Here is a 24,840-nt window from a genome sequence, read left to right as displayed (position 1 = left end):
TTTTTATTTTTTTGGTGGAGCAATTGGATCACCCTCATCACCTGTTGTGTTAGTTGAATCAGAAATTTTCTGAGTAGCTTGATGTATAAGTTCTAAATTCTGGCTATCTTCACTTCCAAAGTTTTCATCATCTTGACGACAAGAAACTACTGAAGTTAATATAACCGCTGATACTAAAAATATTAATCTTTTCATAATTACTATTTTTGTGAGGGTTAATTTTTGATTGTGGTTGTTTTTTCTATTGCAAACATACACCCGAAAACCCTACTATTTCAAATTTTAGGACAGGGAATTCATAAAAAATGACCGGCAATTTTTAAATTTTTGATTTCGTATTCAAATTAATTATGTTAATATTGTAGACTATTAAATTTTAAATAAAACCACAAGTGCTTCCCTCAATAGAATACACATTTCGTAACAACCTCACTTTGAGATTTTTACTAGTTTTTTTTACAATTTTCTTGTTATCGGATAATTTAAAAGCACAGGAAAATTCTAAAAGAAACGTGAATTATCTAGAAATTGAAGCAAAGATTGACAGCTTTCACAATGACCAAAAAAAAGCATGGAATTTAATTCAGCATTACATAAAAATTGCAAAAAATGACGGAAATAATGAAGCTCTGATCTACGCTTATCGCTACGCAAGCAATTTTTCTAAATATCCTCAAAATATAGATTATGCAAATCAAGCTATGAATGTAGCTATGAAGTCTAATGATGAAAAGTTGCTTGCAACTGCTTATTTTAATAGAGGTGCTTTGTACACTCAGGAAGGGTTTTACCAAAAATCATTAGATGATATTTTAATTGCAAATAAATATGCAACTAGGATAAATGATGAATACAGTATATATAAAAGTATATATCAAATCTGTCAGAATAAAATATATCTAGGTCTGCATGAAGATGCCGCCAAAGAATTATTAGTTTGTATCGATTTCTTTAAAAAACACACTACGGATTCTAAACTGGGGCAAGATTATCAGATTTACTACATCTATTCTATGCTCAGCTACATAGACAATAACACAAAAATGGGGAAAATAGATGACAACAAAAAACTCATCAAAGAAACCATTAAATACTTAGAAGACAACAACTTAAACCAATACATTCCTTACTTCATTTCTTCGGAAGGAACCGATGAATATTACAAGAAAAACTACAGCGAATCTATAAAAAAACTCACTCAAGCTTTAGAAATGTATAATGATAAGTATCCGCACATCACGGAAATTTATTATTTGGGTTTAAATAACTGGAAAATTGGAAAAAGAGGAATTGCTGTAAAATTCATGGAAGTTATTGATAAACAATACAATGAATCTAACAAACTGGATCCTCAATTCAGATCCGCCTACGAAATTCTGATTAAATACAACGATTCTATTAAAAATAGAGATAAACAGCTAGAATACATTAATAAATTGATGATTCTCGATAAATCTTACGAGAAAAACTTCAAATATCTATACCCAAAAATCAACAAAGAATACGATACAAAAAAGCTAATTTCAGAGAAAAACAAGGTAGAAAACCTACTTATATTAAGAAGTAACATCTTTTTGCTCATTTTTATTATCAGTTTAGGGATCATTTTATTCTTCAGCATTCGTTACTATCGCATCAAAAAGCTTTACAAGCAACGTTTTGAAAATATTATCATTAATTCTGAGGCAGAAGAAAAAAAGCATACAAATCATTATAATGACCCAATTACATCATCTCAAAACGAAACCATCACAGTGGTAACGCCGGTTTCGGACCAAGATGTAAAAGACATAAATATAGAAACACCAGATAATCAAGATGATTATTACTCAAAAATTCCGGGACTTAATCCGCTTGTAGTAAAATCTGTTTTAGCGCAGCTAGAAAAGTTTGAGGAAGACGAAGATTATCTAGACAGCCAACTTACACAGAAATCTCTTGTTGAAGAATTAGGAACAAACTCTACTTATTTATCAAGAATCATCAATACATACAAAGGTTCAAACTTTAATATATACGTAAATAATCTTCGATTAAATTACATTATTAATCTTTTGAGAACAGATGCAAAATATTTGCAATACGATGTAAAAGAATTGGCGAATATTTGTGGGTTTTCTAATGCAGAAAGTTTTTCAGACAATTTCTACAGAAAGTTTGAGATTAAACCTTCTTATTTTATTAAAATGATGAAAGAGAAGTCTAAAACTCCCTCTCAATCACATAATCCAACATTAGATTAAGAGAAGTTTTTGCCTCCGATTCGGGAAAGTCGTTTAAGATATTTTTGGCTTTCTGCTGGAAATCTTTCATCACCCCAATTGCATACTCTAAACCACCTGAAGACTTCACAAAGTTTATTAACTCTTTCACTCTTTTCTGGTCGTTATTATACTTTTTAATGGTGTTAAAGTAGTACTTTCTATCAGCTTCGTTGGCTGTTTTCAAAGTATAAATTAAAGGCAAAGTCATTTTTTGCTCTTTAATATCAATTCCTACAGGTTTACCAATCACGTTTGAACTTAGGTAATCGAAAAGGTCGTCTTTAATCTGAAAAGCCATTCCGGTATAAGTTCCAAAGTCCATCATTTTTTTAGCGACCGTTTCATCGGCTCCGCTAGAAAGCGCACCACTTTCACAACATGCAGCAATTAAAGTAGCAGTTTTTTGTCGAATAATTTCATAATAAACATCTTCCGTAATATCCAATTTACGGGCTTTTTCAAGTTGAAGAAGCTCTCCTTCAGACATTTCGCGTATCGTTCTTGAAATTACCGCCAATAAATCGTAGTCTTTATGGTCTGTAGAAAGTAAAACAGCTTTCGAAAGTAAAAAATCGCCCACTAAAACAGCAATTTTATTCTTCCATAAAGCATTGATTGAAAAGAAATTACGACGTTTAAAACTTTCATCCACCACATCATCATGCACCAAAGTTGCGGTATGAATAAGCTCAATCATCGAAGCACCGCGATACGTTTTTTCGTTTACTGAACCTGTGAGTTTTGCACAAAGAAACACAAACATTGGGCGCATTTGCTTCCCTTTTGTGGTAACGATAAAACGGGTTACTTTATCTAATAAAGGTACTTTAGTCTGCATCGATTCGTAAAACTTCTGTTCAAAAAGTTTCATTTCCTCGTTTATTGGTCGCTTGATTTCTTCTACAGTATTCGCCACTATCTTTGAATGATGGGTAATTGATATTTAATTCTCACAAAGATAATTTTTTTTTCGGTCAGTTTTAAGAGAAAATTAAATTATCTCAACATAGAACACGACTTAAAAATTTAAATTTTCTTTCGGAATAAAATACAAGAAGGCATCCGTATTTTTTATAGGAGAATGAAAGGCTTCTCCAGAAATATAAATTCCAGATTCATTCACTGCAATTCCTTCAATTTGTCCTACCGTTAAAGCACTTCCTAAATAAAATTTTCTAGGCGTTTGTTTAAAAAAGATTCCAGATTCAGACTCATTAAAAATCATTAAATAAACCTCAGTTTTCTTTGTATAGCCCAATAAATAAAGCTTTTTGTCGAAATAATAAGAATCAGTAACCACAAAACCAGTATCGAAAGTTTCTATCTTTTCAGCAGCTTGTTTTTGAAAATTGTTTGAATCTAAAATAAAATGAGTTGTCGATTTTGAAGCCCATTCTTTGGTAAAAAGATGCAATTTTCCATTCAAATAAAGCATAGCTTCCAAATCGAAATCTGTCGAAAGATTTTTTGGCGTAAAATCTTTTTGCTCAGCATAATAAAACGAAATTGTTTGTAAAGAATCATTTTTAAGCTGAAAATTATCAAATGGAATTTTAAAAATTTTTAAATCTTCACGAGTTCCAGCGTTGTTTCCAAAGTCTCCGATGTAAAAATATTTCCCGTCATTCGTAAGCGCTTCCCAATCTTTATTTTCTGCTGTTATGTTTAAGGTTTGAAGAATCTTTCCCGAATTTTTATCAATCTCATACAGTTGTGGTGGATTCCCACTGTCGTTGAAAGTATATAATTTGTCTTCAAAAAAATTTAAACCAGAAGTTTCTTTTATCGAATCATTTAAAACAGCAATTCTGTATGGTTTTAGCTTAAAATTTTCTACTTTTTGAGCAGAAAAAATCGCAGAAAACATCAAAAACCCGACAAGAGAAAATCTTTTAAACATTCGTTTTAGCTTTCTTATTTTTTTGTTTTAAATTAAATTCTTTTTGGTATTGTCTCACCGTTTTTCCTGTTCCATCATGTCTCCAACCTGGAGAATTGAAAATATATTTCACTCGGTCTGAAAAAGAAATATTGGGTTGCGAAATGTCTTTGTAAATCTTTCTCCATTCATAAAACAGAACCGTATCTGGCTTTTGATTGGGCATTTTAGGATAAATCCCGAATTTTACAGGAACATTTGGATCTTCTTTTTCAAAGGTTCCGAAAATTTTATCCCAAATAATCAGACACATTCCCATGTTTCTGTCCAAATATTTAATGTTACACGCATGATGAACTCGATGATGTGAAGGAGTTACCAAAAAATATTCCAGAAAGCCCATTTTTTTGATGGTTTGTGTATGAACCCAAGTTCCGTACACCTGCCCAATTGCATAAACCACCATAATATGCCACGGATTGAAACCTAAAAAAGCAAGCGGCGAAAAGTATAAATATCTGTACAAAGGCTGTAAAACCGGACTTCTAAAACCTGTTGTAAGGTTAAAATATTCTGAATTGTGATGCGTGATATGAACTGCCCAAAACGCTCGTGAATGATGGTCGATATAATGCAAAACGTAATAGGCAAAATCGGTTACCACAAAGCAAATGAGCCAATACCAAATATTGAAATCCCATGAAAAAAGACGATGCGAATAGAAGAAAAACATCACTCCCATTGCAAAAGCTTTCATCAAAAGGTCTAAACTGAAATTGAGAAGCGCCAAAAATACGCTCGTTGCAACATCTTTTTTATCATAGAGTTTAGCATCCGCAAAATGACTGTAAATCATTTCTGCTAAAATAACCGTCGCATGTAGAGGAATTGCCCAAGAATAAACATTTTCTAAGCCATCTTCTCCGAAAAAAAGTTCCATTAATTATAAGTTTTATGTTGTAAATTTAAGATTTTACACACACAAATTCTTAAAAAAATGAAGATTTCAATCAATTTTTAATAGATAGAACTGAAACAGGATCTTTTAGAATATATCCTAATGCATGGTTTTTACTGTAGTAATTTTTATTTTTCGAAATGAAAAGATTTGAAGAAAAAAATTGAGAAGGAAATTCTTTACTCCGCTGTTTTATTCGCCAATTGTCCGCAAGCAGCATCGATGTCTCCACCTCTACTTTTTCTTACCATTACGGTAATTCCTGCTTTTTCTAGTTCGCGAACATATTTTTCTTCAGCAGCAACACTTCTGTGGTCAAATTTACCTTCGCCAATTGGGTTGTACTGGATAAGATTTACTTTAGAAGGCACTTGTCGGCAATATTTAATTAAAGCTTTAATGTCTTCATCCTTATCGTTAATTCCTTTCCAAACACAATATTCAAAAGTGATAACAGAACCTGTTTTTTTGTACCAATATTGAAGCGCATCCATAATATCCGTTAAAGGAAATTTATCGGAAAATGGCATAATTTCGTTACGAGTAGATTCTACAGCAGAATGCAGAGAAAGAGCGAGTTTCACCCTCAATTCGTCCTCTGCCAACATTTTTATCATCTTTGGAATTCCGGAAGTAGAAACGGTAATTCTTCGAGGAGACATTCCTAAACCTTCGGGCTGAGTAATTTTTTTAATGGCTTCTACTACATTTTTGTAGTTCATCATCGGCTCTCCCATTCCCATAAAAACGATGTTGGTAAGCGGTCGATTGTAATACTCTTTACTTTGGCGATCAATTAAAGCCACTTGATCTACGATTTCCGCCACCTCAAGATTTCTCATTCTTTTAAGTTTGGCTGTTGCGCAGAATTCGCAATTTAAAGAGCAACCTACTTGAGAAGAAACACAGGCTGTAGTTCTTGTTTCGGTAGGAATTAAAACAGATTCAACTATTAATCCGTCGTGCAATTTCACTCCGTTTTTGATGGTTCCATCTGTAGATTTCTGAAACTGATCTACCGCTGCAGGATTCATTACAAAATCTCGTGTAAGGTGATCTCTCAGATTTTTAGAAAGATTCGTCATTTCTTCAAAAGAATGAAGGTTTTTGCTCCAAATCCAGTCATAAACTTGCTTAGCACGAAAAGGCTTTTCGCCAATTGTACCAAAATAATCTTTGAGCTGATCGAGTGATAATGTACGGATGTCTTTCAAAATAAAATGATTATAGATTTTAAATTATAAATTTTAGATTAAAAACAAAATTAGAATTCTGTAATAATCTAAAATTTATAATCTATCATTTAAAATTAATTACAATATTAGCATTGCGTCTCCATAAGAGTAGAATTTATACTTCTCTTTTACGGCTTCTTCGTAGGCGTGCATTACGAAATCTCTTCCGGCAAACGCTGCAATCATCATGATAAGAGTAGATTTTGGCGTGTGGAAGTTGGTAATCATACAGTTTGCAACTCCGAAATCGTGTGGCGGATAAATGAATTTATTTGTCCAACCGTGGAATGCAGAGATTTTTTTGTTTGAAGAAACTGAAGTCTCCAAAGTTCTCATTGTAGTTGTTCCTACAGCACAGACTCTTCTGTTTTCGTCTACTGCGTTGTTGATGATTTGAGCATTTTTCTCGTCGATGAAGATTTCTTCAGATTCCATTTTGTGTTTAGACAAATCTTCTACCTCGATTGGGTTGAAAGTTCCTAAACCAACGTGAAGCGTAACTTCAGCAAAATCGATTCCTTTAATTTCTAATCTTTTCATCAAATGCTTAGAGAAGTGAAGACCTGCAGTAGGTGCAGCAACCGCTCCTTCTATTTTAGCATAGATTGTTTGGTATCTTTCTGCATCTTCTGGCTCTACCTCTCTTTTGATGTATTTTGGAAGTGGAGTTTCTCCTAATTCTTTTAATTTCGCTCTGAATTCTTCATAAGAACCGTCGAATAAGAATCTTAAAGTTCTACCTCTAGACGTTGTATTATCGATTACTTCAGCAACCAAAGACTCGTCTTCTGTGAAGAATAATTTATTTCCAATTCTAATTTTTCTCGCAGGGTCTACCAAAACGTCCCAAACACGAGTTTCTTTATCAAGCTCTCTCAACAAGAAAACTTCGATTTTAGCACCTGTTTTTTCTTTATTTCCGTATAAACGAGCTGGGAAAACTTTAGTGTTATTGAAGATAAAAAGGTCTTTCTCGTCAAAATAATCTACCACATCTTTAAATAATTTGTGTTCGATTGTTTGAGTTTTTCTGTCCAAAACCATTAATCTAGCTTCGTCTCTGTGTTCTGAAGGGTGTTCTGCCAATAATTCTGCAGGAAGATCAAAATTAAAATCTGATGTTTTCATTTTTTAAATTACGGTTTAAAAATTAATCAATTACAGTGTGTAATTTTCGAGGTGCAAATATACGACATTCGATACCCCTTTGTCAAGTGTTTCCCGAAGTTTGCTTGAAATAAAAAAAATACAGCAGTTGGCTGCTGTATTTTTGTACCCAAAATTTGTTATTTATTCTCCTGCGGAACGGATAATACAATATCCATATTCCTCAAAGTATTTACAATAGTATATTTACTTCCATCCGAAAATTCTTCTTCTACTTTGCTAATATAGTATTTTGAATCTGCAGGTAGCATGGCTAGAATACGTTCCTTAATATAAGTAGCGCCCAAAAAATCACTCTTAATTAAAAAATATTCAAATTCTGCTTTTTCTAAAGTTATAACAGCTGAAACTTTTTTATGCTTTTTTGTCTTTTTCTCGTTGTTGTAAACATAAACATTCACTTTAAAAAGCAAAGGTGCCAATTGCTCAACATCAATGAAATAGGGGTTTTCAACATACATGCTTTTTTCAGAATAGGTATTACTGTGCAAATAATTGAATTTTGTATTTTCTTTTCCAACTTCTACGTTATATAGATGAGTCATTTCTCTAGGTTGGTCGTGTATAATAGCTTTTAGTTGAGCCGAATCATTATAGAAACTCATTTTAGTATTATTTTTAGAATCGAAGAAGACACTTCCAAAATCCCAAACATCTTTTTTGCCAGGACCAAATCTTTTACTTTCTAAAGAATAATTAAAGTGATAGGTTTGAGATTTTACAGAAAATGAAATCAAAAAAATAAACAGAAAATATTTCATATTTAAATCTATTTAATTATTAAACTCTTTCAAAGGATTATAATGAACTATCTTCATTTCATTAGGAATAACTAAGGAAAAATTAATTTTTCTTATCGTATTTATTTTGCTGTAAGTGACGCCTGTATCAAACTCTACTTTTATTTTTTTTAAGAAAAATTTAGAATTTTCAGGAAGTAACTTTTTAAGTTCCTCCTTTATATCTTCAGAATTTGCATGATCAATGCTTATCTCCAAAAAATTAAAATCCGACTTTTCTAAAGTTAATCTAGCTATAAATTTCTTTGTCTTCCTGCTTTTAGTCTTAAAACCAATAATCTCAAAATTTAAAGAGTCGATTTTATTGATAGAAATTAGTTCTTTTTTTATATTATAGTTTTTCTCTTTACTAAAATCATTACTATGAGAATAATTAAATATAAAATTCTCTTCTTGTGTTTTGACCTTGAAACAATGCCTAAAACGAGTATTTTCATCAAACAAAACAGCAAAAATTTTATTTTCACTTCCTTCAAAACTCATTCTCGCATTATTCTTAGAATCATAATATTCAATGGAATTATCTAAATTATTATTCTCTGCTTTACTTTCAACTGCATAATCGAAATTGTAAGTTTGAGAAAATAAAAAAGTACAGTAAAAACAAAGTATAGCGGAAATACAAATCTTCATAATTTATTTTTGTGGCGTATTTTGGTAAACAATCTTATCAATCTTTAAAGTAAAATTTTGCGGTTCAACCGCTACAATTTTAATGGTATTATAATTTGACAAAGAACTTTTCATCACGAAGTTTTCTGGAAAACTTAGCTTTTTATAAATACCGTAATAATCTGCAGCCAAACCCAAACCAACCACCGCCAAATCTCCTGTGTAAGGCACTAATTCTACTTTAAATTTTTGAGTTAAGCTTTTCATTTTCGCATTTCTATACTCAGAAATCTCGAAGTTATAAGAACTATTTGCTTCCTTAATAGGTTTATAACTGAAGAACCTTCTTTTATCTTCATCATTAAACTGTTTTTTAAACAATTTTTCTTCAATTGAATAGAGATACACAAAATCTGAATCTGCGTAAGGGAAATCCTTCTTTTTCAGCTCAAAAAAATGTGTATAATAATTTTCAAAATCTAAAACTTTTAGAATTATTTTTTCTGCTTCCCCTCTTACTAAAATCATTTCATACGAATGATTTTTTGAGTTCACGAAATATTGATGTTCATGTTTATTGCTCTCACCATCGGTCTTAATGGTATTTTCATAAACAACATAATTATCAAAATGATAAGAGTACTGTGAAAAAAACTGCAACGAAATACAGCAGAATAAAGCGGTTAAAAGTTGTTTCATATATACGTTTTTATAACTTCCCAAGCCGCTAATTTTTTATCAAATGAAATGGTATGAAGCGGACTTGTTGATGGCAATAAATATACACCAATATTTGATTTATCTTTTAGTATTTTTTGCAAGTTTTTAAAAGATTTTCCTCCGTTACAGAAAATTGCTGAAATATTGGGATGGTTTTTTAAGAGCGTTTCAATATCATTCGCTTCTTCGTTTCTAATTTCAGAATCTAGACTGCCTTTTCTTTCGCAAGTATCGATTACATCCCATAAAGCGATTTTGTTTTTCGTTAAGATTGCTAATTTTTCAGAATAAATATTTGTAAAACTTTCATTAAAGAGTTCAAAAATTATTCTCCAAAAAGCATTTTGAGGATGCGCATAATATTCTTGCTTTTCTAAAGATTTTACGCCAGGAACAGAACCTAAAACTAAAATTTTAGATTCTTCGTCTATAATGGGAGAAAAAGATGATATTCTGCTTTCCATATTCAAATATAACTATTGAAAACTTAATGAATGTTAAATAAAAAAGATTATTCACAACCGAATACAATAATATTTAAATTTGTAACAATTAATAATTAGTTTAAATGAAAAAACTTGCGATTCTTTCTTCATTTGTAATCAGCGTTGCGGCGTTTGCACAGGGAATCAAATTTGAAGAAACACAATTTAAAAACCTTTTAGAAAAAGCAAAAAAAGAGAACAAACTTATCTTTCTAGACGCATACACCACTTGGTGCGGCCCATGTAAATTGATGGCTAAAAACATTTTCCCACAGAAAGAAGTGGGAGATTATTTCAACGCGAATTTTGTGAATGCAAAAATTGACATGGAAAAAGGTGAAGGTTTGGATATTGCTAAAAAATATGGCGTAAGGTCTTATCCTACTTACCTTTTCATCAACGGAGATGGTGAAGAAGTGCACCGTTCTTTAGGTTATACTCCAGAAGCGAAAGATTTTATCACTATCGCAAAAGATGCCAACGATCCAAGCAAAAGATTGAGCGCATTAAAAGTAAGATTTGAAAAAGGAGAATCTGACCCAGAATTTTTGAAAAACCTTGCAGGATTAACAATGTACAGTGATGCAGATTATACTGCTAAAGTTTTAGAAAGATATTTCGCAGGAAACAAAGAACTTAAAACAGAAGATGTTGGTTTGCTTTTAGGAAATATAAAAAGTACAGAAAGCCCTCTTTATAAAGTTTTTGTAGATAGAAAAGATCAATTGCTAAAATTAATTCCTGAGAAAAACTACACCGCTTTAGATAAAAACATTAAGCTAAACGGTGTAATGTCTAAAGCTTATAACAAAACTACAAAAACTTGGGATGAAGCTTATTTTTATGCTGAAACAGGAAAATTTATGACCAAAGAAGAGTCTACGAAAATTTTGACAAAAGCTAAAATGAATATGGCGGCAAGAGCAAAAGATTACAAAACTTACGAAACTCTTGCAATGGATGTTTACAAAGACTATCAAAGTTTATCTTCTGAAGAACTGAATAGCATCGCATGGAACTTCTTCGAAAATGTAAATTCAAAATCCGGTCTTGAAACAGCGGTGAAATGGGCACAAGAATCTGTAAAAAAAGATGAAAACTATGCAAATACAGATACTTTAGCTAATCTTTACAACAAAGTTGGTGACAAGAAAAATGCTAAATTGTGGGCAGAGAAATCTGTTTCTCTAGGAAAAGCAGCAGGTGAAGATACTGCAGACACAGAAAAATTATTGAAAAGCTTGTAAAACTTTCATAAGTGAATAAAAAAGTCCGGCAAAAATTTTGTCGGACTTTCCTTTTTTATTAAGAGAAAAAAAATTAAATATCTGCTCTCGAATTAAGCATTTTTTGCTCCCATTCTGGATCTTTTGGATCGAAAAACAGTCTCTTGTCAGTATTTAATCCTCTTACCACATTCATTTCTTCTTCTGAAAGTTCAAAATTGAATACATTAAAATTCTCCGCAATTCGTGAAGGTGTTACAGATTTCGGAATAACGCAGAAACCTTCCTGCAAATGCCACCTTAAAATAACCTGAGCAACAGTTTTCCCGTATTTTTCAGCAATATTTTTAAGGTTTTCATTTTCTAAAAGTCCCGCATTACCGTTTCCAAGCGGGCTCCAAGGTTGTGTAACGATATTATTTTCACGATTGTACACTTGCAATTCTTTTTGCTGGAACAAAGGATGCAATTCAATTTGATTGATAACCGGTAAAACCGTTGCATTGGCTTTTAGCTCTTCCAATTTTTCAATAGTGAAATTACAAACGCCAATTGCTTTAATTTTTCCTTCGTTGTACAATTCTTCAAGCGCCTTCCAAGCTCCTAAAAAATCTCCGAAAGGCCAATGAAGAAGATACATGTCCAAATAATCGAGTTGTAAACGATCTAAGGTTCTTTGAAATGCCGCTTTTGCCTCCTCATAACCGTGAGATTGCACCCAAAGTTTTGAAGTGATAAAAAGTTCATCTCTGCTCACACCGCATTTTTGGATTGCCGTTCCCACCGCTGTTTCGTTCTGATATATTGAGGCTGTATCAATCATCCTATACCCTACTTCAATAGCTTTTATTACAGCATCTTCACATTGTTGAAGGTCTTCCATTTGCCAAACTCCAAATCCTAAAGCGGGAATTGCAACGCCATTATTCATGGTAATGACAGGTTGACCTGTATAATTTTTGTGCATAACTTTTTGTTTTGATCGAAACAAAGGTCGGTGATTTTTTTTGTTTCTGATGTTAAAATACTTTTAAAATAAAGAGAAAATTCACAAAAAAACCAGCCTTAAAAAAGCTGGTTTTAAAATATTGTAAGTTTAAATTACTCCCACTCAATAGTTGCAGGTGGTTTGCTTGAAATATCGTAAGCTACTCTGTTGATACCTCTCACTTCGTTGATGATTCTGCTTGAAACCGTATCTAAAAACTCATAAGGAAGTCTACTCCACGTTGCAGTCATAAAATCGATGGTGTTTGCAGAACGAACTACGGCTGTGTATTCGTACGTTCTTTCGTCGCCCATTACCCCAACAGATTTTACAGGAAGTAAAACTACGAATGCCTGAGAAACTTTCTCGTACAAATCGTTTTTGTACAATTCTTCGATGAAAATATCGTCTGCTTCTTGAAGAATTCTTACTTTTTCAGCGTCTACAGCTCCTAAAACTCTGATTCCTAAACCTGGACCTGGGAATGGATGTCTGTACACCAAATGATGAGGAATTCCCAGTTCTTCTCCTACTTTTCTTACTTCGTCTTTGAAAAGCTCTCTTAATGGCTCCAACAATTCAAATTCCATGTCTTCGGGAAGACCACCAACGTTGTGGTGAGATTTGATTACTGCAGAAGGACCATTCACCGACTGACTTTCGATAACGTCTGGATAAATTGTACCTTGAGCTAAAAATTTTGCCCCTTCAATTTTATGAGATTCTTCGTCGAAAACGTAGATAAATTCGTTCCCGATAATTTTTCTTTTTGCTTCAGGATCGTCTACTCCGGCTAATTTTGTAAGGAATCTTTCTTTTGCATCCACCAATTTAATATTCATGTGGAAATGCTCTCCGTAATTATCCATCACTTTTTTGCCTTCGTCTTTTCTCAACAAACCTGTATCTACGAAAATACACGTTAATTGATCTCCGATCGCTTTGTGAATTAAAACAGCAGCAACAGAAGAATCTACCCCTCCTGAAAGACCTAAAATTACTTTTTGATCTCCTACTTTCTCACGGATTTCCTGAACTGTTTTTTCGATATAATTGGTTAGTTTCCAGTTTTTTTCTGCCTCACAAATTCCGAAAACAAAATTTTCTAGCATTTTGCCTCCTTCTTCTGTATGAGAAACTTCTGGGTGAAACTGAACGCAATAGATTTTCTTTTCTTCATTTGAAATAGAAGCGATAACACCAGATTTTGCATTTAAATCAAAACCTACAGGTAATTCTCCTACCTCATCGAAGTGGCTCATCCAAACAACAGAATTGTTGGTAACGCCTTTCAAAAGAGACGATTCTTTTACAATTTCTAAATGTGCTTTACCGTACTCTCCTTTTACACCTTTATGAACTTTACCTCCTAAAAGGTGTGCTGTAAGCTGCATTCCGTAGCAAATTCCCAAGACAGGAATTCCCTGCTCGTACAATTCTTTTTCTACTAAATGTGCGTTTTCTGCGTTTACAGAGCTTGGTCCACCAGAAAGGATAATACCTTTTGGTTGCTTTTCTAAAAGCGTTTCTAATGGTGTATTGAATGGTAAAATTTCCGAATATACGCCCATCTCACGGATTCTTCTTCCGATAAGTTGGTTGTATTGTGATCCGAAATCTAATATGATAATACCGTTATTCATTTTGATAATTTATAAATGATGATTGATGTCTTTGCGAGCGAAGTACAACGGAGTGTGGTAATCTTTCGAAATGATTTCTACATTGTTTGTCTCTTACTGCTCACAATGACTTTTTCTTGTTCTTTTTACGTGCTTCTTTCTAGCCCTGATTGCAGCGGCATCCTTTTTCTGAATTGGCTTTGTAAAAAAAAGCCCCGAAAAAAAATCAGGGCGTTATATTAAAATTTTCCGATGTCTTCTCTATAGAAGCTATAATCGAAATGTACATGGCTTGCGTCTTCGTACACTTTTTTGCGTGCTTCGTCGAAAGTAGCTCCTGTAGCAACGATATTTAAAACTCTACCGCCGTTTGAAACCACTTTGTCTCCTTTCTTCACAGCACCTGCGTATAAAAGCTGGCTGTGTTTTACTTTGTCTTCTCCAACGATTTCGAAGCCTAGCTCGATGTTTCTAGGATACCCTCCTGAACACATTACCAAGCAAACTGCTTTTTCGTCTTTGAATTTAAGCTCGATGTCTTTGCCGTCCATACAATCGTTGATTACGTCTAGAAGATTGTTTTCCATCAAAGCCATTAATACCTGAGTTTCCGGATCTCCGAATCTCATGTTGTATTCTAAAAGGTAAGTTCCTTTATTGGTAACCATCAATCCGAAGAAGATAATTCCTTTAAAGCCAAATCCTTCTGCTTTTAAACCTTTTAAAGTAGTTTCAAGAATATTTTTTTCAAAATCTGCAAAATGCTCTGCTGTGAATTCTGGGCTTGGTGCTACAGTTCCCATACCTCCTGTGTTTGGACCTGTATCTCCGTTTCCTGCTTTTTTGTAATCTTTTGCAGCAATACAAGGGAAAAGTTTGCTTCCGTTTGAGAATGCGATAATTGATGCTTCGAAACCTTCAAGGTATTCTTCAATTACCACTCTGATCCCTGCATCTCCGAAGATTCTTCTGATCATGAAATCGTGAATCGTAGCTTCTGCTTCTTCTAAAGTTTCGCAGATTACCACACCTTTTCCTCCTGCAAGACCACTCGCTTTGATTACCAAAGGATACTCCTGAGTTTGGATGTATTCTTTAGCTTCATTGTATGCATCAAATACGACTGCTTTTGCTGTTTTGATATCATAGGTCTGCATAAATTTCTTAGAGAAAGCCTTACTTCCTTCAAGACTTGCTACCTTTTGATTTGGACCGAAAACTTTAAGATCGTGCTTCTTAAATTCATCCTTCAAACCTGCAACAAGAGGTGCTTCAGGACCTACAATTGTAAGATCTATCTTTTCTTTAATTGCAAAATCTCTAAGTTCTTTAATCTCCGATAAATGGATGTTTGTTCCTATTTTGTCTGTAGAAGCGTTTCCGTTGGCAAAAAACATTTGGCTCACTCTAGAGTCTTTTTGTAGTTTCGCTGCCAAAGCAGATTCTCTTCCACCTTCACCTATGATTAATATTCTCATACTTTATTTATTATCTAAGTCTAATATTACAAATATATAATTTTGAATGCTATAAATACAATCTCAATTATATTTTTTAATTCTATTTTAATTAATGTAAAAAATGTCTAATTCCTGTAAACATCATAGGAATTTTGTGCTCATTAGCAGCTTCAATGCTGTCCTGATCTTTTACACTACCTCCTGGCTGAATAATGGCTGTGATACCTTCTTGAGCGCAGAAATCTACCACATCACGGAAAGGGAAAAACGCATCAGAAGCCAAAACCAATTCTCCAGAGTACTTTTCTTTTGCTCTTTCTATTGCTTGTTGTGTAGCCCAGATTCTGTTTACCTGACCTCCTCCGATACCGAAAGCCTGAACTCCGTTTGATACTACAATAGCATTAGATTTCACATATTTTACTACTCTCTGAGAGAATAATAATGCTTTTTTCTGCTCTTCTGTAGGCTGAGTTTCAGTTACTACTTTAATATCATCAGAGAAAATACTGTCGTTATCCTGAACCAAGATTCCACCATCAATCTTCACCCAAGTTTGTTTGTCTGAAACTGGATTTACGATTTTAATGATTCTTAAATTCTTTTTCTTTCTTAAAATTTCGATTGCTTCTTCGTCAAACTCAGGAGCCATTACGATTTCTAGGAAAGTTTTGTTTAATTCTTCTGCTGTAGCCGCATCAATTTTATAATTCATCGCTACAATACCTCCGAAGATTGATACAGGATCGCACTCGAAAGTTTTTTGATACGTTTCCAAAGCTGAAGTTCCGATTGCCACGCCACAAGGTGTAGAGTGTTTTACGGCACAACAAGCCATTTCTTCTTTAAATTCAGTCACCACTTTCCAGCAAAGATCCATATCGCGAAGGTTGTTGAAAGATAATTCTTTCCCGCCCAACTGTTCGAAATCCTTCATCGCACCGTTTTCAAAAGTAGAAACGTAGTAAGCTGCCGTTTGATGAGGGTTTTCGCCGTATCTTAAATCTGATACTTTTTTGTAAGAAGCATTTAGATACGTAGGATATTCTTCGTCTAAAAGCATTCTTGAAATCGCAGCATCATACGCTGAAGTAAGGTTGAAAACTTTACCAGCCAATTTTTTACGAGTTTCAATAAATGTATCACCGTATTGCTCCATTTCAATCTTTACAGCTGCATAATCTTCAACATCGGTAATTACCGTAACCGAATCAAAGTTTTTTGCCGCTGAACGAAGCATTGAAGGACCACCGATATCGATAAATTCTACCTTTTCATGTAAAGAAATGTTTTTGTTCACATTCTCAAAGAAAGGATAAAGATTTACGATTACCATGTCAATCAGCCCAATTCCGTGCTCTTGTACAGTGTTCATGTGTTCTTCGTTTGAACGTACTGCCAATAAACCACCATGAACTTTCGGGTGTAGCGTTTTCACTCTACCGTCCAACATTTCAGGGAAATTGGTAACCTCATCAATCTGAATAGGATTTAAACCAGCATCTTTCAAATGTTTGAACGTTCCTCCCGTAGAAATCAATTCGTAGTCTTTTGATTCCAAGAACTGTGCAAATTCAATCAAACCGCTTTTGTCAGAAACACTGATCAAAACTCTCTTTTTGCTCATCTTACTTTCAATTTTTAACTTTTTACAGCTATTCCAAACTGTAGACCGGGTCTTTCACCTCCGGTCTTATTTTTATTTTTACTTAGATTTTCTTAGTTGAAAACTTTTTTAAATCTAAATGTGTTTTTAATTTTAATTTAACAGTGTAAGAATGTAATAATCCTTTTATTGATAAATTGCTACATTACTAGACTGCTAGATTATTCAATACTTTATTTATTGCGATTGGAAAAATCTCATATTCAATATGATGAACTTTTTCGGCAACCGTTTCTGGGGTATCGTTTTCAGTAATTTCGAAAGATTTTTGAAGAATCATTTCCCCTTCATCAATCCCAGGAGTTACGAAATGTACTGTTGCCCCGCTTTCTTTTTCCTTTGCTTCAATCACTGCGTTATGAACGTGTTGTCCCCACATTCCTTTACCACCAAATTTAGGAAGCAAAGCAGGATGAATATTAATAATTTTCCCGCTCCAGTTTTCACAAAACTCAGGTTTTAGAATGGATAAAAACCCAGCCAATACAATTAAATCTGTATTTTCCGGAATCACTTTACTCAACTCTGTACTGAAGTTTTTCCCTCTCGGGATGAGAACGTGGTCTATATTATGATTTTTTGCTCTTTCAAGTCCGAAACATTCTCTGTCTGCAATTACTAATGATACTTTTGCGTTTTGGATTTCTCCGCTATCGATGGTATCAATAATTCTTTGAAGATTGGTTCCTGAACCTGAAATTAAAATGACAATGTTTTTCATAATTAATGTAACAATGTATCAGTTTAACGATGTAACAATTCTGTTATGGCTAAACTAGTACATTGTTATATAGCTACATTAAAATGTAAGATTTATTTTTTCGCTTCCTTCTGTGATTTCTCCGATAACATAGGCATCTTCAAGAAGGCTTAGTACTTTTTCAGCTTGTGCAGCGTCTACTACAACCGTCATCCCGATTCCCATGTTGAAAGTTCCGAACATTTCTTCACGAGCTACACCTCCTCTTTTTTCAAGTTCCAACATTACGCTTGGGATTTGAATGCTTGAAGCATCGATTGTAGCACACAATCCTTCCGGAATAATTCTAGGAACGTTTTCGTACAAACCACCTCCTGTAATGTGAGCAATACCTGAAACTTCTACTTCAGCGATTACTTTATGAATATCTTTAAAATATAATCTTGTAGGTACTAAAAGCGTTTCGTACAAAGGTTTTCCTTCAAATTCTTCGTTGAAATCAGGGAAAACTTTTCTTACCAAAGAAAATCCGTTTGAGTGGAATCCTGAACTTGGCAATGCTATAATTTTGTCTCCTGCTCTAATTTTAGAACCATCAATAATTTGGTCTTTTTCTACAATTCCTACACAGAAACCTGCAACATCGTAATCTCCTGGTTGGTACATTCCCGGCATTTCGGCAGTTTCACCACCAATTAATGCGCAGTTATTGTCTTTACAAGCATTTACCATTCCAAGAACGATTTCTGCAGCAATTTCAGAGTCTAGTTTTCCACAAGCTAAATAATCTAGGAAAAACAATGGTTTTGCACCGTGACAAAGAATATCGTTTGCACACATCGCAAAACAATCTACCCCGATAGAATCGTATTTTTTAGAATCTAAAGCTACTTTAAGTTTTGTACCGACACCGTCTGTTCCAGAAACCAAAACAGGATTTTTGTATCCTCCGATTTCGTAGAAAGCACCGAAGCTTCCCAAATGATTTAACACATTTGAATTGTGGGTTTCACCGACTGCTTTTTTAATCTTATCAACCGTTTTGTACCCTTCTTCTTTGTCTACTCCTGCTGATTTGTAAGTGTTGCTCATAATATTTTAGTGTAACAGTGTACCAGTGTAACAATATAACTATGTTTTGACTAAGACACTTTTTAATTTTAAATTACTTAAATAAAAAAGCCGACAATCTTGGTAGATTATCGGCCGTGATTTTATCGTTGAATTTCAGAGTGCACAATTTCCCCATTTTTGGAAAGATATTGTGTATTGCAAGCCTGAAATGTCATGTCTTTTTAATTTTTGCAAAGATATTAATTTTAACTTAATATTGCAATTCTATTTTTCAAGGATAGAATCTGCCACCGAAAGTTTCTGAATTTTCTCTTTTAATTCGCTGTTTTTCTCCTCGTTAGAAATTTTGCCTTCTTCTTTATTAAAATTATCCCCAAAGAAAGGTAACGTAAATGTTCCCACAATATTTCCGCCGTGTAAAGGGAAACGTTTTTCTGCCGCTTCCAAAACTCCCAATCCGCCTCTTCCACCTGGAGCAGTAGCCATCAACAACATCGGAACCTGATTCCAAACTTTTCTGTCTTTAATTCTTGAAGTCCAGTCGAAAACATTTTTAAATGCTGTAGAATAAGTTCCGTTGTGCTCAGAAAGAGAAATTAAAAGAGCATCTGCATTATCAATTTTCGCTGCAAAATCGTGAGCTTGTTGTGGTACACCGCTTTCTGCTTCTCTTTGGTGTTTGTAAATGGGCATTTCAAAATCGTTCATATCTACGATTTCTACTTCTGCATTTTCAACCAAAGTTGATGCGTAAGAAACTAATAATTTATTGATTGATGTTTCGGAATTACTTCCTGCTATTGCTAAAATTTTCATTGTATAATTTATATTTACTTAATTTTCAAACTACAAAAATCGCAAAAGATTTTAATACTTTAGTTATTTTAAGTTTAATTTAAAATTGCTAATAAGAATACTTAAGTTTTTAAATAAAGCTTTAATCAATGTTCGTTTTCAATCTTAATTAAAAATTTAATGCACGCTTCGACAAGCTCAGCAACCGCAAAGATTTTTTTTTTTTCAACCTGACTAAAAGCGGATAATCTTAAAAAGCTTCTGTGATTTTTGTGATTCAATTATTTTATTTCAAATAATCTGGCAATTCCATTGGAACTTCCATTAAAAGAACTTCGCTATCTTCAAGAGCTTCCAAATTGAAATTTTGCGTATCCCAAATTCCTAAACCGTCTCTTTCTCTTAGAACAGTATCTCCTACTTTTGCGCTGCCTTTCAATACAAAAAGATAAACGCCGTTTCCTTCTTTGTGGAAAGTATAATCTTTACTGTTTCCTTTAGTGAAATTTGCAATACTGAACCAAGCATCCTGATGAATCCAAACCCCATCATCTTCTTTATTTGGAGATAAAATTTGTTGAAAATCATTAATCTTCTCTCCTTCTTTTATGCTTTTCTGGTCGTACCTAGGTTCTACATTTAAGCTTCTTGGAAATACCCAAATTTGAAGAAATTTCACTTCTTCATCTTTACTTTTATTGTATTCACTGTGTTGAACCCCAGTTCCCGCACTCATTACCTGAATTTCACCTTTTCTGATAACCGCCGTTGTTCCCATAGAATCTTTGTGTTCCAAATCGCCTTCCAAAGGAATAGAAATAATCTCCATATCTTTGTGAGGATGCGTTCCAAAACCCATTCCCTGCGCAACAGTATCGTCGTTCAATACTCTTAAAACTCCGAAATTCATTCTATCTCGGTTTTGATACCCAGAAAAACTGAAAGTATGATAAGAATTTAACCAACCATGATTTGCATGGCCTCTTGAATCTGCTTTGTGATATATTGTTTTCATAACTGATGATTTACTTGTTGTTGTTTTGATGTGACAAAATTGCAAAAACAAGAAATCTCTCGCATTGATTTAGGATAAGAAAAAATCCACCGATTGGTGGATTTTAGTTGTAAATATTTAGTAAATTATTTAAAAATGTACTTGCTTAATTTCTTCCGCAACTTCTTTTGAAGTTTCGTTTTCAGATTTGATAAACATCATGGTAACGACAGCTCCAATCACCATACAAACTCCTCCCACAACAACGTAATCAATCGCCATTTTCCCGAATATATTTGAAACAATTGGTCCTCCGAAAATTCCGTTTATAATTTGCGGAATTACAATAAAAAAGTTGAAAATCCCCATGTAAACTCCCATTTTTCTTTGCGGAATAACTTCTATCAACATCGCATAAGGCATAGCCAAAATACTTGCCCAAGCAAAGCCTAAACCTATCATAGAAACCCAAAGCAAGGACGTATCTTTAATAAAATACATCGAAATTAAACCCAAACCTCCTGATAATAAAGCCAAAGCATGAGTCTGTTTTTTCCCAATAAATTTTGCAATTGGCGTTAATAAAAACGCGAAAGGAATTGCCCAAAGATTGTACATTCCGAAAAGCTTTCCTGTTAAATCTCCTGCATTATTGAACGCTTTGGAATGCGTGTCTTCTGGTGAAAGCCCAAAATGATGCGTTGCAATAGCACTTGTCGTAAAAACCCACATCGTAAATAAGGCAAACCAGGAGAAAAACTGCACAATTCCCAATCTCTTCATTTGAGTTGGAATATTCGCAAAGTCTTTGAAAATATCTGAAAATTTAGATTTCTCTTCCACCACTTCTTTTCCATCTTCAAATGAGGCAAACTCCTCAGGAGAATACTCTTTTGTCGTAAAAATGGTATACAAAATAGAAAGAATTAAAATTGCAGCTCCAATATAAAAAGCATAAATCACATTATCTGCAACAAAACCTTCAGGAGCTTCATTTGAAATAGATTTCAAATCTAAAATCCACTGCGGTAATCCAAAAGAAAAATATTTTTCTAAAACATCATTGAATATAAGATTATTTTCATGAAAATTCGCTAACCAATCTGGTAAATAAGACCCGATTACAGCGCCAATTCCGATTAGAATAGTCTGTACTGAAAAGCCCAAAGTACCTTGATGTTTCGGCAACATATCTCCTACCAAAGCACGAAACGGTTCCATCGCAACATTAATGGAAGCATCCATCATTGCCAGGAAAATTACTGCCAATAATAACACATTCGCAGCAATAAGATTCGTTACGGAGGCTGCATTGGGAAGTAAAACCAAACCAATGGCGCACAAAACTGCCCCAATCAAAAAGTAAGGTTTTCGTCTTCCTAAAGGACTCCAAGTATTGTCTCCCATGTGACCAATAATGGGCTGAACGATTAAACCAGTAATTGGTGCAACCAACCAAAACCAAGAAAGCTCATGCACATCGGCACCTAAATTTGCCAAAATTCTACTTGCATTTCCGTTTTGAAGTCCAAAAGCCATTTGAATTCCTAAAAAACCCATGCTCATGTTGATAATTTGGAGCATTGAGAGATTTGGTTTTATTTTTTTCGCCATAAATATTATAATTGATAAATGATGATTGATAAATGATTTTATCTTTTTATTATTTCAATTTCTGAATTAAAGCATCTTCAATTGGTGCTTTCACCTCAACGACTTTGTTGACCACATCGTTTGGAATAGTCATCGATAAAACATATTGCTTCACTTTCCACTGTCCGTCGATTTTTTCTACAACGCCAGAACCTCTACAGATTTTCATTTGTGTATCGAGCAACTCATCAAACCAAGCTATTTTTCCGTCTTTTGAAAAATATACATTTCGTTTTAAAGCTTTAAAATTCCATGTAGATTTTTTATCGAAATACGGTTTTGCCCAAATCATAAAAGCTTTTTTATCCCAAACTTCGGTTGCGTCAGTTCCAATAAAGGTAGATTCGTCAGCAAAATAATTGAAGTACTTTGTAAAATCTGCTTTCGCTGCGGCAACGTTGAAACCGTCGAGCATTTGTGCAATTTCAGTTTTTTCTTTTTCAAGTTTTGATTGAGCTGAAATCACTTTAAAATTCAACATCAATAATACCCAAGTAAAAAATATCGTCGTTTTTTTCATGTATTATTATTTTTAAACATAAATAAATTATATCAAAAGCTTTGTCAAAGTAACATTATTATCGCTTTAAACTTTGGCAAAGTTGTAGGTTTATTATTTTAAATCAATAACCATCGGTGTTTTTGCAGGAACCGACAAAGTATTTTGTAATGAAAATTCTCTTTCGGAGATAAAATCTTTGCCTTTAGAAAAACTTTTTAATACTTCTTCAAATCTTTTTAAATCTAATATTTCAGTTTTATCACTGTTGTTTAAAACTACCATTACGGTTTCTTTTTCGTTGTATCTAAAATACACAAAAACATTGTTTTGAGGAACGAAATTTTTCGTTTTTCCGGTATGAATTACTTCTTTATTTCTTCTCCAATTCAACAATTTTCGAGTAAAATCGTAAAATTCTTTCTGTTCTGAAGTTTGTTTTGAAGGAATAAATGCGTTTTGAGTATCATTTTTCCAACCTCCAGGGAAGTCTCTTCTGATATCTGCGTCGCCACCTTTATTTTTGTCGCCACGCATTCCAATTTCAGAGCCGTAATAAATCTGCGGAATTCCACGAACGGTAGAAATTAAAGTTAATGCCAATTGATATGCTTTTGGGTCACCTTTAAAGATTTCGTTCCATCTTTCTGTGTCATGATTTTCAAAAAACACCAAAAGATTGTTGATGTCTTTATATAAAAAATCGTTTGTAAAACTGTTGTAAACTCTATTCCAACCCGTATCCCAACCTTCTTTTTCTTGAATCGCTTTTGGCAATTCGCCATACAAAGGAAAATCCATCACCGAAGGTAAATACGAATTGAAATTCGCAGCTTCTCCTGTTTTAGAATCTTTTTGCCAAGCCGAAATATGAGCAGCGTTACTCAACCAAGTTTCACCAACAATATTGAATTTTGGGTACTCGTCTGTAATTGCTTTTGCCCATTTCGCCATCGCTTCTTTATCGTTGTAAGGGTATGTATCGACACGGAAACCGCCTAATTCAGCATATTCAATCCACCAAATTGCATTTTGTGTAAGATATTTCAACACCAAAGGATTGCTTTGATTAATATCGGGCATCGTCGTATCAAACCAGCCATCTAAAGCCAATTTTTTATCAATTTCTGCCGCATTTGTATCAAATTGTGAAGAAATTTTGTAATTGGAACGCTTAAAACCATTTTCTCCATCCGCAAACCAATGCACCCAATCTTTTGTCGGCAAATCCTTAATTAACCAATGAGAAATTCCCCAGTGGTTGGTTACATAATCCATCACCAACATCATATTTCTTTGGTTTAGCTTTTGCGAAAGCTCTTTATACTCTTCGTTGGTTCCGTATCTAACATCAATTTTATACAGGTCTGTTTGTGCATATCCATGATAAGAATATACTTTTTCGTTGTCTTGATTAACGGGGGTAAGCCAAATTGCAGTTGCCCCTAAACCTTGAAGATAATCGAGATTATTGATAATTCCGCGTAAATCTCCTCCGTGGCGACCTCCAGGTAAGTTTTTGTTTGCTTTTTCGGTAAGGTCGGGTTGCGAATCGTTTTTTTCGTCTCCATTCGCGAAGCGATCCGGCATGATGAGATACATTACATCTTTGGAAGTATACGAATTTCGATTGGCAGAATTGGGTTTTCTTTCCTTCAATTCATACGTGTAAGAACCTAGTTTTTTCTTTCCGTTTTTAATGTTGATTGAAAACTTAGAAACATTAATTTCATTAGTATTCAGCGTTACAAAAAGATAATTGGGGTTTTCAACTTTCTGTAGGTCTTTAATTTTTATACCATCAGAAATTTCGATTTCGTTTTTGGCAATATCTTTTCCATACACCAAAAGTTGAAGTTCAGGATTTTTCATTCCTTTCCACCAAAAAGCGGGTTCTACTTTATCTAAAGGTTTTTGTGAAAAGGCTAACGAAGCTGCAGACAGCGCTGCAATTGCATATAAATTTTTCATAATCTTTTTCTTTGTTTAAGAGCCGGTTTATATACTATGGTTTTTCAGCACAAATTAAGAATTTTAACACTT

General features: G+C 33.7%; 23 protein-coding genes. 2 read left to right on the top strand and 21 right to left on the bottom strand.

All coding sequences use genetic code 11. From position 1 onward, the window contains the following. Positions 1-3: 3 nt before the first annotated feature. Positions 4-195 carry a hypothetical protein gene (locus tag AC2A1D_RS06085; protein ID WP_484042740.1) on the bottom strand — a complete coding sequence of 64 codons (192 nt, stop codon included), beginning with the start codon at positions 193-195 and terminating at the stop codon, positions 4-6. Between the two features lie 317 nt (positions 196-512). Here AC2A1D_RS06085 and AC2A1D_RS06080 point away from each other — a divergent pair, with 317 nt between their 5' ends. Continuing rightward, positions 513-2,243, top strand: a complete 1,731-nt coding sequence (locus AC2A1D_RS06080) for a helix-turn-helix domain-containing protein (RefSeq protein WP_484042739.1) — start codon at positions 513-515, stop codon at positions 2,241-2,243. On the opposite strand, the gene AC2A1D_RS06075 is transcribed toward AC2A1D_RS06080, so the two are convergent. From AC2A1D_RS06075 to AC2A1D_RS06035, 9 genes are all read right to left on the bottom strand, one after another. Then, on the bottom strand, positions 2,203-3,180 hold the full coding sequence (locus tag AC2A1D_RS06075) for a polyprenyl synthetase family protein (protein ID WP_484042738.1): 978 nt from the start codon (positions 3,178-3,180) through the stop codon (positions 2,203-2,205). The genes AC2A1D_RS06080 and AC2A1D_RS06075 overlap by 41 nt on opposite strands. Before the next feature lie 102 nt (positions 3,181-3,282). Further along, positions 3,283-4,164, bottom strand: coding sequence for a hypothetical protein (locus tag AC2A1D_RS06070; protein ID WP_484042737.1), 882 nt, complete (start codon positions 4,162-4,164; stop codon positions 3,283-3,285). Beyond that, positions 4,157-5,083 (bottom strand): sterol desaturase family protein, encoded by a 927-nt coding sequence (locus AC2A1D_RS06065; protein ID WP_484042736.1) that lies wholly within the window; start codon positions 5,081-5,083, stop codon positions 4,157-4,159. Before AC2A1D_RS06065 ends, AC2A1D_RS06070 begins: the two co-directional genes overlap by 8 nt. A 197-nt stretch (positions 5,084-5,280) precedes the next feature. Beyond that, a complete protein-coding gene (rlmN, locus tag AC2A1D_RS06060) occupies positions 5,281-6,315 on the bottom strand; it encodes a dual-specificity RNA methyltransferase RlmN (RefSeq protein WP_484042735.1) in 1,035 nt (344 codons plus the stop codon). 99 nt (positions 6,316-6,414) lie between these two features. Continuing rightward, complete coding sequence (queA, locus tag AC2A1D_RS06055) at positions 6,415-7,464, bottom strand: tRNA preQ1(34) S-adenosylmethionine ribosyltransferase-isomerase QueA (RefSeq protein WP_484042734.1); 1,050 nt, start codon at positions 7,462-7,464, stop codon at positions 6,415-6,417. A 158-nt stretch (positions 7,465-7,622) separates the two neighbouring features. After that, positions 7,623-8,264, bottom strand: coding sequence for a hypothetical protein (locus tag AC2A1D_RS06050; protein ID WP_484042733.1), 642 nt, complete (start codon positions 8,262-8,264; stop codon positions 7,623-7,625). A gap of 12 nt (positions 8,265-8,276) precedes the next feature. After that, a complete protein-coding gene (locus tag AC2A1D_RS06045) occupies positions 8,277-8,936 on the bottom strand; it encodes a hypothetical protein (RefSeq protein ID WP_484042732.1) in 660 nt (219 codons plus the stop codon). Positions 8,937-8,939: 3 nt separating this feature from the next. Next, positions 8,940-9,614 carry a hypothetical protein gene (locus AC2A1D_RS06040; protein ID WP_484042731.1) on the bottom strand — a complete coding sequence of 225 codons (675 nt, stop codon included), beginning with the start codon at positions 9,612-9,614 and terminating at the stop codon, positions 8,940-8,942. Then, a complete protein-coding gene (locus AC2A1D_RS06035; RefSeq protein WP_484042730.1) occupies positions 9,611-10,099 on the bottom strand; it encodes a DNA-deoxyinosine glycosylase in 489 nt (162 codons plus the stop codon). The genes AC2A1D_RS06040 and AC2A1D_RS06035 overlap by 4 nt, the downstream gene beginning before the upstream one ends. Positions 10,100-10,203: 104 nt before the next feature. On the opposite strand from AC2A1D_RS06035, the gene AC2A1D_RS06030 reads away from it, so the two are divergent. After that, positions 10,204-11,367: a thioredoxin family protein gene (locus tag AC2A1D_RS06030; RefSeq protein ID WP_484042729.1), complete on the top strand. Its 1,164-nt coding sequence runs from the start codon at positions 10,204-10,206 to the stop codon at positions 11,365-11,367. Positions 11,368-11,440: 73 nt separating this feature from the next. On the opposite strand, the gene AC2A1D_RS06025 is transcribed toward AC2A1D_RS06030, so the two are convergent. From AC2A1D_RS06025 to AC2A1D_RS05975, 11 genes are all read right to left on the bottom strand, one after another. Then, positions 11,441-12,313, bottom strand: coding sequence for an aldo/keto reductase (locus AC2A1D_RS06025; protein ID WP_484042728.1), 873 nt, complete (start codon positions 12,311-12,313; stop codon positions 11,441-11,443). 134 nt (positions 12,314-12,447) lie between these two features. After that, positions 12,448-13,977: a glutamine-hydrolyzing GMP synthase gene (gene guaA / locus AC2A1D_RS06020; protein ID WP_484042727.1), complete on the bottom strand. Its 1,530-nt coding sequence runs from the start codon at positions 13,975-13,977 to the stop codon at positions 12,448-12,450. A 218-nt stretch (positions 13,978-14,195) separates the two neighbouring features. Next, positions 14,196-15,434, bottom strand: a complete 1,239-nt coding sequence (purD, locus tag AC2A1D_RS06015; protein ID WP_484042726.1) for a phosphoribosylamine--glycine ligase — start codon at positions 15,432-15,434, stop codon at positions 14,196-14,198. Between the two features lie 91 nt (positions 15,435-15,525). Further along, positions 15,526-17,043: a bifunctional phosphoribosylaminoimidazolecarboxamide formyltransferase/IMP cyclohydrolase gene (gene purH, locus AC2A1D_RS06010; protein ID WP_484042725.1), complete on the bottom strand. Its 1,518-nt coding sequence runs from the start codon at positions 17,041-17,043 to the stop codon at positions 15,526-15,528. 187 nt (positions 17,044-17,230) lie between these two features. Continuing rightward, positions 17,231-17,803 (bottom strand): phosphoribosylglycinamide formyltransferase, encoded by a 573-nt coding sequence (gene purN, locus AC2A1D_RS06005; RefSeq protein ID WP_484042724.1) that lies wholly within the window; start codon positions 17,801-17,803, stop codon positions 17,231-17,233. Between the two features lie 78 nt (positions 17,804-17,881). Next, a complete protein-coding gene (purM, locus tag AC2A1D_RS06000) occupies positions 17,882-18,874 on the bottom strand; it encodes a phosphoribosylformylglycinamidine cyclo-ligase (protein ID WP_484042723.1) in 993 nt (330 codons plus the stop codon). Between the two features lie 246 nt (positions 18,875-19,120). Beyond that, a complete protein-coding gene (locus AC2A1D_RS05995; RefSeq protein ID WP_484042722.1) occupies positions 19,121-19,672 on the bottom strand; it encodes an NADPH-dependent FMN reductase in 552 nt (183 codons plus the stop codon). Positions 19,673-19,937: 265 nt separating this feature from the next. After that, positions 19,938-20,666 carry a pirin family protein gene (locus tag AC2A1D_RS05990; protein ID WP_484042721.1) on the bottom strand — a complete coding sequence of 243 codons (729 nt, stop codon included), beginning with the start codon at positions 20,664-20,666 and terminating at the stop codon, positions 19,938-19,940. 129 nt (positions 20,667-20,795) lie between these two features. Continuing rightward, positions 20,796-22,259, bottom strand: a complete 1,464-nt coding sequence (locus tag AC2A1D_RS05985; protein WP_484042720.1) for an MFS transporter — start codon at positions 22,257-22,259, stop codon at positions 20,796-20,798. A 49-nt stretch (positions 22,260-22,308) separates the two neighbouring features. After that, positions 22,309-22,818, bottom strand: coding sequence for a nuclear transport factor 2 family protein (locus AC2A1D_RS05980; protein ID WP_484042719.1), 510 nt, complete (start codon positions 22,816-22,818; stop codon positions 22,309-22,311). Positions 22,819-22,911: 93 nt separating this feature from the next. Beyond that, entirely contained in the window at positions 22,912-24,768 is a 1,857-nt protein-coding gene (locus tag AC2A1D_RS05975; RefSeq protein WP_484042718.1) for a glycoside hydrolase family 13 protein, read from the bottom strand. Between the last annotated feature and the right edge of the window lie 72 nt (positions 24,769-24,840).

This window comes from Chryseobacterium sp. HNCC26DJ239, from assembly GCF_057180445.1.
This window is presented reverse-complemented; position numbering and strand designations above follow the sequence as displayed.

Coding starts and splice junctions, on each gene's coding strand:
- purH (WP_484042725.1), bottom strand. CDS start 17,043: ATGAGCAAAAAGAGAGTTTTGATCAGTGTTTCTGACAAAAGCGGTTTG.
- AC2A1D_RS05980 (WP_484042719.1), bottom strand. CDS start 22,818: ATGAAAAAAACGACGATATTTTTTACTTGGGTATTATTGATGTTGAAT.
- AC2A1D_RS06050 (WP_484042733.1), bottom strand. CDS start 8,264: ATGAAATATTTTCTGTTTATTTTTTTGATTTCATTTTCTGTAAAATCT.
- AC2A1D_RS06035 (WP_484042730.1), bottom strand. CDS start 10,099: ATGGAAAGCAGAATATCATCTTTTTCTCCCATTATAGACGAAGAATCT.
- AC2A1D_RS05975 (WP_484042718.1), bottom strand. CDS start 24,768: ATGAAAAATTTATATGCAATTGCAGCGCTGTCTGCAGCTTCGTTAGCC.
- purM (WP_484042723.1), bottom strand. CDS start 18,874: ATGAGCAACACTTACAAATCAGCAGGAGTAGACAAAGAAGAAGGGTAC.
- AC2A1D_RS06025 (WP_484042728.1), bottom strand. CDS start 12,313: ATGCACAAAAATTATACAGGTCAACCTGTCATTACCATGAATAATGGC.
- AC2A1D_RS06030 (WP_484042729.1), top strand. CDS start 10,204: ATGAAAAAACTTGCGATTCTTTCTTCATTTGTAATCAGCGTTGCGGCG.
- AC2A1D_RS06085 (WP_484042740.1), bottom strand. CDS start 195: ATGAAAAGATTAATATTTTTAGTATCAGCGGTTATATTAACTTCAGTA.
- AC2A1D_RS06065 (WP_484042736.1), bottom strand. CDS start 5,083: ATGGAACTTTTTTTCGGAGAAGATGGCTTAGAAAATGTTTATTCTTGG.
- AC2A1D_RS06045 (WP_484042732.1), bottom strand. CDS start 8,936: ATGAAGATTTGTATTTCCGCTATACTTTGTTTTTACTGTACTTTTTTA.
- queA (WP_484042734.1), bottom strand. CDS start 7,464: ATGAAAACATCAGATTTTAATTTTGATCTTCCTGCAGAATTATTGGCA.
- AC2A1D_RS06070 (WP_484042737.1), bottom strand. CDS start 4,164: ATGTTTAAAAGATTTTCTCTTGTCGGGTTTTTGATGTTTTCTGCGATT.
- AC2A1D_RS05990 (WP_484042721.1), bottom strand. CDS start 20,666: ATGAAAACAATATATCACAAAGCAGATTCAAGAGGCCATGCAAATCAT.
- AC2A1D_RS06040 (WP_484042731.1), bottom strand. CDS start 9,614: ATGAAACAACTTTTAACCGCTTTATTCTGCTGTATTTCGTTGCAGTTT.
- purD (WP_484042726.1), bottom strand. CDS start 15,434: ATGAGAATATTAATCATAGGTGAAGGTGGAAGAGAATCTGCTTTGGCA.
- guaA (WP_484042727.1), bottom strand. CDS start 13,977: ATGAATAACGGTATTATCATATTAGATTTCGGATCACAATACAACCAA.
- AC2A1D_RS05985 (WP_484042720.1), bottom strand. CDS start 22,259: ATGGCGAAAAAAATAAAACCAAATCTCTCAATGCTCCAAATTATCAAC.
- AC2A1D_RS05995 (WP_484042722.1), bottom strand. CDS start 19,672: ATGAAAATTTTAGCAATAGCAGGAAGTAATTCCGAAACATCAATCAAT.
- purN (WP_484042724.1), bottom strand. CDS start 17,803: ATGAAAAACATTGTCATTTTAATTTCAGGTTCAGGAACCAATCTTCAA.